Here is a 6,849-nt window from a genome sequence, read left to right on the forward strand (position 1 = left end):
TTATTGCACTTATTGTTGCTTTAACTGGGGGAGACCCTAACAAAGTACCTATTATATAAAAAAAGAGTGGTCAGAATTTCTTCCGACCACTCCTAGCTTAAAGCGAGCCTTTTTTTTTATAACCATCTTTTTGTTACATTTTTGCTTCAAGAGCTTTTAGTTTATCGTTCATTTCCAAAGCGCGATAAATATTTTGCAGTGTTTGCAATGCTTCTTGATTATCAGGGTTAATCGAAATTACTTTTTCCAAATCGATCATAGCATCTTTATAAAGAGCATCTTTTTGTTTTTTAAGCTCTTCATATTTTTTGTTATCTGCAGCAGACATTCCCAAACTATTCATTTTATTAGTAATTTCTTCATCCGGCTGCAATTTAATAAATGCCATGTTTAAATAGGCATTTTCATTTTTAGGGTTGATTTGAATTGCTCTTTCATAATATTTTTTAGCTTCCTCCAGATTGCCAGCCTGATAGCTAGTTACTCCCAGATTGTAAAGCAACACATCGTCATTTGGATTTTTTGCTAAAACCTCTCTTGCCAATTCTTCATATTTCCCCATATTATTGGATTTTAAATATAAATCCATATGAGTCAGCATTAAATTTATATCGTCAGGATTAGCTTTTCTTGCTTCTGCAATAGCTTCTTCTGCCTCATCGTACTTCCCTTGCTCATAGTAAATAAGCGCTAAGTTTTTCACTATTTCAGGACGTTTCGACTCTTCTTTCACAAATTTAGGATCTGTGTGTGTACCCTGTTTTATAAACAAATCTCGCATTTTTGAATCTTTTCCAAAATTTTGCGTTTCACCCGAGGCTTTTTCTACCGCAGTATAATAGGATTCATTGCCTTTATATCCTAAATCGATAAGCTGTTTATAATAATTAATTGCAACTGGATAATCTTTAGAACTTACTGCCGTTGTAGCAGCATAATACAGATAAAGAGTATCCGCAGGATTTAGTTCATAGGCTTGGTAAAAACGCTTTGTAGCTCCCTTAAAATTTGAAGCATTGTTTTCCTCAATCGCTTTATTTACAACTTTTGAAGCCACAACGTTCATTTCTTCGCTTGCCTGTTTTACCAACTTACTATTTTTATCTTTATCAATTTCAGTCAGTTTTTTATAAGAATCTATAACAACATCTACATTTTTATCAAACTCTTGTCCCTTTTCAATTTGCGCGTATGCCAAATTTCCTTTCAATGCGTAATATTGCGCTTTTTGCTCATTCGTTGCACTTCCTAATACAGCTTCAACGGATTTAAGAGCAGCGCTTGCTTCTACTGCATTTCCTTTTTTTACGGCTTTCTCTGCATCTTTAAGCTCTTTTTTCTGAGCCATCGTAAGTCCGGATATCATTAAAGCCGAAAGTAAATAAACATATCTCTTATTCATGATTTTAATTTTAAAAGTTTATTTTATCTCTTTTTACTCGTTCTGATTATTTTCTTGCTCAGAAGGATTAGTTGCTGGAATATCTATTTGCTCTAAATCTTCAACATTTACATCCTCTTCTTCTTTCATCACTTTACAAACTGCCGCAATAGAATCATTCCCCTTGATGTTGATTAGTTTCACACCTTGTGTAGCTCGTCCCATTACCCGCAAGTCCGAAATCCTCATTCTGATAGTCAATCCCGATTTGTTAATAATCATCAAATCATCTGCATCAGTTACGGCATTAATAGATACTAACTCACCGGTTTTTTCAGTGATATTCATGGTTTTAACTCCTTTCCCACCACGGTTTGTTTCTCTATACTCATCCAAAGCCGAGCGTTTTCCATACCCTTTTTCAGAAACCACAAGAATTTCGCTATCTAAATCACTTACAGAAATCATTCCAATTACTTCATCCTTCTCGTTTGCTAAAGTAATTCCTCTAACTCCAGAGGCCGTTCTTCCCATCGGACGAGTTTTCGCTTCATCAAAACGAACTAATTTTCCTGAACGAACAGCAATAAGTACTTTACTTTTTCCATCTGTCAGTTTTGCTTCCAGCAATTCGTCATCTTCCTTAATGGTAATTGCATTAATTCCATTTTGACGCGGGCGGGAATACTGCTCCAAAGGCGTTTTTTTCACCTGCCCTTGTTTAGTAGCCATAATCACGTAATGATTATTGATATATTCCTCATCCTTTAAATCCTGTGTGCAAATAAACGCTTTTACTTTATCGTCGTTTTCAATATTGATCAAATTTTGAATAGCGCGTCCTTTACTTGTTTTCGTTCCTTCCGGAATCTCGTAAACCCGCATCCAGAAACACTTTCCTTTTTGGGTAAAAAATAACATATACTGGTGGTTTGTTGCCACATACATATGTTCCAAAAAGTCCTGGTCTCTCGTTCCGGCAGATTTTTGTCCTACACCTCCTCTGTTTTGCGTCTTATATTCAGAAAGTGGAGTTCTTTTGATATATCCGGCATGAGAGATAGTAATAACAACCTGTTCATCAGCAATTAAATCTTCAATACTTACATCTCCTCCTGCATATTCAATAACAGAACGACGCTCATCGCCGTATTTTTGTTTAATCTCAGTGAGCTCTTCTTTAATCAAGTTCATTCTAAGTTCTTTACTCGCTAGTAAAGCTCTTAAACGCTCAATTAATTTCATAATTTCCTCGTACTCTGCTCTAAGTTTATCCTGTTCTAATCCGGTTAGCTGACGCAAACGCATTTCAACGATAGCCCTTGCCTGAATTTCGCTTAAACTGAAGCGTTCAATCAATTTGGCTCTTGCTTCGTCTGCATTGCTCGAAGATCTTATCAAAGCAATTACCTCATCAATATTGTCAGAGGCAATAATCAATCCTTCTAATATATGTGCTCTTTCTTCAGCTTTTCTCAGTTCAAATTGCGTACGTCTGGTTACAACATCGTGTCTGTGTTCTACAAAGTGATAAATCAGTTCTTTTAAATCCAGCAGCTGAGGTCTTCCATTAACTAACGCAATATTATTTACGCTAAAAGAAGACTGCAATTGAGTAAATTTATATAAAGTATTGAGCACCACATTAGGTACGGCATCCCTTTTTAAAATATAGACAATACGCATTCCCTTTCTGTCTGATTCATCGCGAATAGTAGCAATTCCGTCTATCTTTTTCTCATTAATAGCATCAGCAGTTTTTTTAATCATATCTGCCTTATTAACCTGATACGGAATCTCTGTCACTACAATACACTCTCTTCCGTCTATCTCTTCAAAGTTGGCTTTTGCACGCATAACTACGCGTCCTCTACCTGTTTTAAAAGCTTCGCGAACTCCTTCGTACCCATATATAATTCCGCCTGTGGCAAAATCAGGAGCTTTGATGTAGTTCATCAGCTCGTCTATCTCAATATCGTTATTATCGATATATGCCAATGTTCCGTCAATAACTTCAGATAAATTATGAGGAGCCATATTGGTAGCCATTCCTACTGCAATACCCGAAGCGCCATTTACCAACAGATTTGGTATTCTGGTGGGCATTACTCGCGGTTCTTCGAGCGTATCGTCAAAGTTAAGCTGAAAATCTACCGTTTCTTTATCTATATCTGCAAGAATTTCTTCTGATATTTTTTTCATTCTTGCTTCAGTATAACGCATTGCAGCAGGACTATCACCGTCTATTGATCCAAAGTTCCCCTGTCCGTCCACAAGCAGGTAACGCATACTCCAATCCTGAGCCATACGAACCATTGCATCATATACAGAAGAGTCGCCATGAGGGTGGTATTTACCCAGCACTTCTCCTACAATTCTAGCAGATTTTTTATGTGCCCGATTAGACAAAACGCCTAATTCATACATCCCAAACAATACTCTTCGATGAACAGGTTTTAAGCCATCTCTAACATCCGGAAGTGCTCTGGAAACTATTACCGACATTGAATAATCAATATAAGCTGATTTCATTTGCTCTTCAATGTTAATAGGAATCAACTTTTCTCCTTCAACCATAAGTATATAAAATTAATTTATCAAATATTAAACGCGCTAATATACGATTTTTATTGCGTTATTCTTTGTTTTCAAACAACTATTTAACTTCATTTATCAACAATTGGTCTTTAAAAAATCTATTTTAAAAATTTTGATTATTCGCTTTTTTTTTGTCAATTAGCTATGACAGCTTTTGGCAGAGGCATACTTATTGCACAAGCTAAACGTATAATTAAATATTCACCTAAAATTTTATTTAAATGGACGATAATTTTTCACAAGAAGTAAAAGATGTGATTTCGTACAGTAAAGACGAAGCGCTCCGTTTAGGGCACGACTTTATTGGTACAGAACATCTTTTATTAGGGCTTTTGAGAGTTGAACAAGGTGAAGCAGCTAATATTCTACATGACTTAGAAATAGATACTAATTTTCTACGACATAAAATAGAGACTCTAAATCCAACATCTCACATCAAAACCATTGTCAATGACAAGGCTTCTCTACACCTGACTAAACAGGCAGAAAGAGCTTTAAGACTAACTTATCTCGAAGTAAAGCTATTTAAAAATGACGAGATAAACACCGCACACCTATTACTGTGCATCTTAAAAAATAGCGATGATCCGACTACTCAAATCTTAAACAAGATGAAGGTAAATTACGACAGTGTTAAGCAAGAATATTTGAAATCAGAAACTAATATTGTTAAAAACGAGGAGGAATATCTTTCTTCTCCGAAAGCGGAGACTTTTGAAGAATCCAGACAAAATGACAGTAAAGATAGCGACAGGCCTGACAGTAATGCATCTAAAACTACCAAACGTACTAAAACACCTGTTTTGGACAATTTCGGGAGAGATTTAACTGAAATGGCAGAAAACGGAAAGCTTGACCCTGTAGTAGGAAGAGAAAAAGAAATTGAACGCGTATCACAGATTTTAAGCAGACGCAAAAAGAACAATCCGCTTTTGATTGGAGAACCCGGAGTAGGAAAATCGGCAATTGCCGAAGGTTTAGCTTTGCGCATTGTACAGAAAAAGGTTTCCCGTATTCTTTTCAACAAACGCGTGGTCACCTTAGATTTAGCAAGCTTAGTAGCCGGCACAAAATACAGAGGACAATTTGAAGAAAGAATGAAAGCAGTGATGAATGAACTGGAAAAAAATGATGATATCATTCTTTTCATTGACGAAATTCACACCATTGTAGGCGCTGGCGGAGCTACGGGATCATTAGACGCCTCCAATATGTTTAAGCCAGCTTTGGCAAGAGGAGAAATCCAATGCATCGGAGCTACTACGCTGGATGAATTTAGACAGCATATTGAGAAAGATGGCGCCTTAGAGCGGCGTTTTCAAAAAGTAATAATTGAGCCCACTTCTGTGGATGAAACAATCACTATCTTAAACAATATCAAAGATAAATATGAAAATCATCACAATGTAACTTACACTCCGGAAGCTATTGAAGCCTGCGTAAAACTAACAAATCGGTATATGACTGACCGCTTTTTGCCAGACAAAGCAATTGATGCAATGGACGAAGTAGGATCTCGCGTGCATATAACCAATATTCACGTTCCGGAAAATGTTCTTGAACTGGAGACCAAATTAGAAAAGGTACGAGAAGAAAAAAATGAAATGGTTAAAAAGCAAAAATATGAAGAAGCCGCTCGTTTAAGAGATGATGAAAAACAATTGGAAAAAGATTTGGCAGTAGCTCAGGAAAACTGGGAAATTGAAGTAAAAAACAACCGTATTACCGTTACCGAAGACAATGTAGCCGATGTGGTTTCAATGATGACGGGCATTCCGGTTAATCGTATCGCTGAAAAAGAGATTACTAAATTAGCCAATCTACCACAGTTAATCAAGGATAAAGTAATCGGGCAAGATGAAGCTGTTTCTAAGATTGCAAAAGCAATCCAGCGAAACCGCGCCGGATTAAAAGATCCGAACAGACCAATAGGTTCATTCATTTTCTTAGGACAAACCGGTGTAGGTAAAACCCAATTAGCTAAAGTTATAGCCAAAGAAATGTTCGACTCAGAAGATGCTTTAATAAGAATAGACATGAGCGAATACATGGAAAAATTTGCTATTTCAAGATTAGTGGGTGCGCCTCCGGGATATGTTGGATATGAAGAAGGCGGACAGCTGACTGAAAAAATAAGAAGAAAACCCTACAGCGTTATTCTTTTTGATGAAATTGAGAAAGCACATCCCGATGTATTTAATATGCTATTACAGGTTTTAGATGACGGACACTTAACGGATAGTCTCGGCAGAAAAGTGGATTTCAGAAATACCATAATCATTATGACGTCTAATATTGGGGCCAGACAGCTCAAGGATTTTGGACAGGGGATTGGTTTTGGAACACAGGTTAAAAAAGAACAAGCAGAGCAATATTCTAAATCTGTTATTGAAAACGCGCTTAAAAAGGCTTTTGCTCCTGAATTTTTAAACCGAATTGATGACATTATTGTTTTTAATCCATTAGAGAAAAAAGATATCGATTTAATTATTGATATTGAATTGAGCAAGCTATATAAGCGTATCGAAGATTTGGGATATACGCTAAAACTGACTACAGAAGCCAAAGATTTTATTGCCGAAAAAGGATTTGATAAACAATACGGTGCTCGTCCTTTAAAACGAGCTATTCAGAAATATATTGAAGATCCTTTAGCAGAAGAGATTGTAAACTCTAAAATCAAAACAGGCGATCACCTCACGATGTCTCTTTCATCCGATAAAGAAGAACTTAAAATTAAAATTAAGCAAATAGAAAAAAAAGATGTCTAAAAAGTAGTCATGGTCGGAAGATTAATCTTCCGACTTTTTTTTGTTTAAAATGTAAGGTAATGTATACATTTGGCTTAAGAAAGTAAAGTATATGAATAC

General features: G+C 36.2%; 3 protein-coding genes. 1 reads left to right on the forward strand and 2 read right to left on the reverse strand.

Annotated elements, in window-relative coordinates; translation table 11 throughout:
* Positions 1-133 precede the first annotated feature (133 nt).
* Both C8P70_RS13410 and gyrA read right to left on the reverse strand, forming a co-directional pair.
* The gene (locus C8P70_RS13410; protein ID WP_133713817.1) at positions 134-1,402 is read right to left on the reverse strand and encodes a tetratricopeptide repeat protein; all 1,269 of its coding nucleotides are present in this window, start codon (positions 1,400-1,402) and stop codon (positions 134-136) included.
* Positions 1,403-1,435: 33 nt separating this feature from the next.
* Positions 1,436-3,958: a DNA gyrase subunit A gene (gene gyrA, locus C8P70_RS13415; protein WP_133713818.1), complete on the reverse strand. Its 2,523-nt coding sequence runs from the start codon at positions 3,956-3,958 to the stop codon at positions 1,436-1,438.
* A gap of 242 nt (positions 3,959-4,200) precedes the next feature.
* Between gyrA and C8P70_RS13420 the strand changes: the two genes are divergently transcribed.
* Positions 4,201-6,750, forward strand: coding sequence for an ATP-dependent Clp protease ATP-binding subunit (locus C8P70_RS13420; RefSeq protein ID WP_133713819.1), 2,550 nt, complete (start codon positions 4,201-4,203; stop codon positions 6,748-6,750).
* Positions 6,751-6,849: the final 99 nt, after the last annotated feature.

It is taken from the genome of Myroides indicus, from assembly GCF_004364575.1.
Classification (GTDB): Bacteria; Bacteroidota; Bacteroidia; order Flavobacteriales; family Flavobacteriaceae; genus Flavobacterium; species Flavobacterium indicum_A.

Coding starts and splice junctions, on each gene's coding strand:
- C8P70_RS13420 (WP_133713819.1), top strand. CDS start 4,201: ATGGACGATAATTTTTCACAAGAAGTAAAAGATGTGATTTCGTACAGT.
- gyrA (WP_133713818.1), bottom strand. CDS start 3,958: ATGGTTGAAGGAGAAAAGTTGATTCCTATTAACATTGAAGAGCAAATG.
- C8P70_RS13410 (WP_133713817.1), bottom strand. CDS start 1,402: ATGAATAAGAGATATGTTTATTTACTTTCGGCTTTAATGATATCCGGA.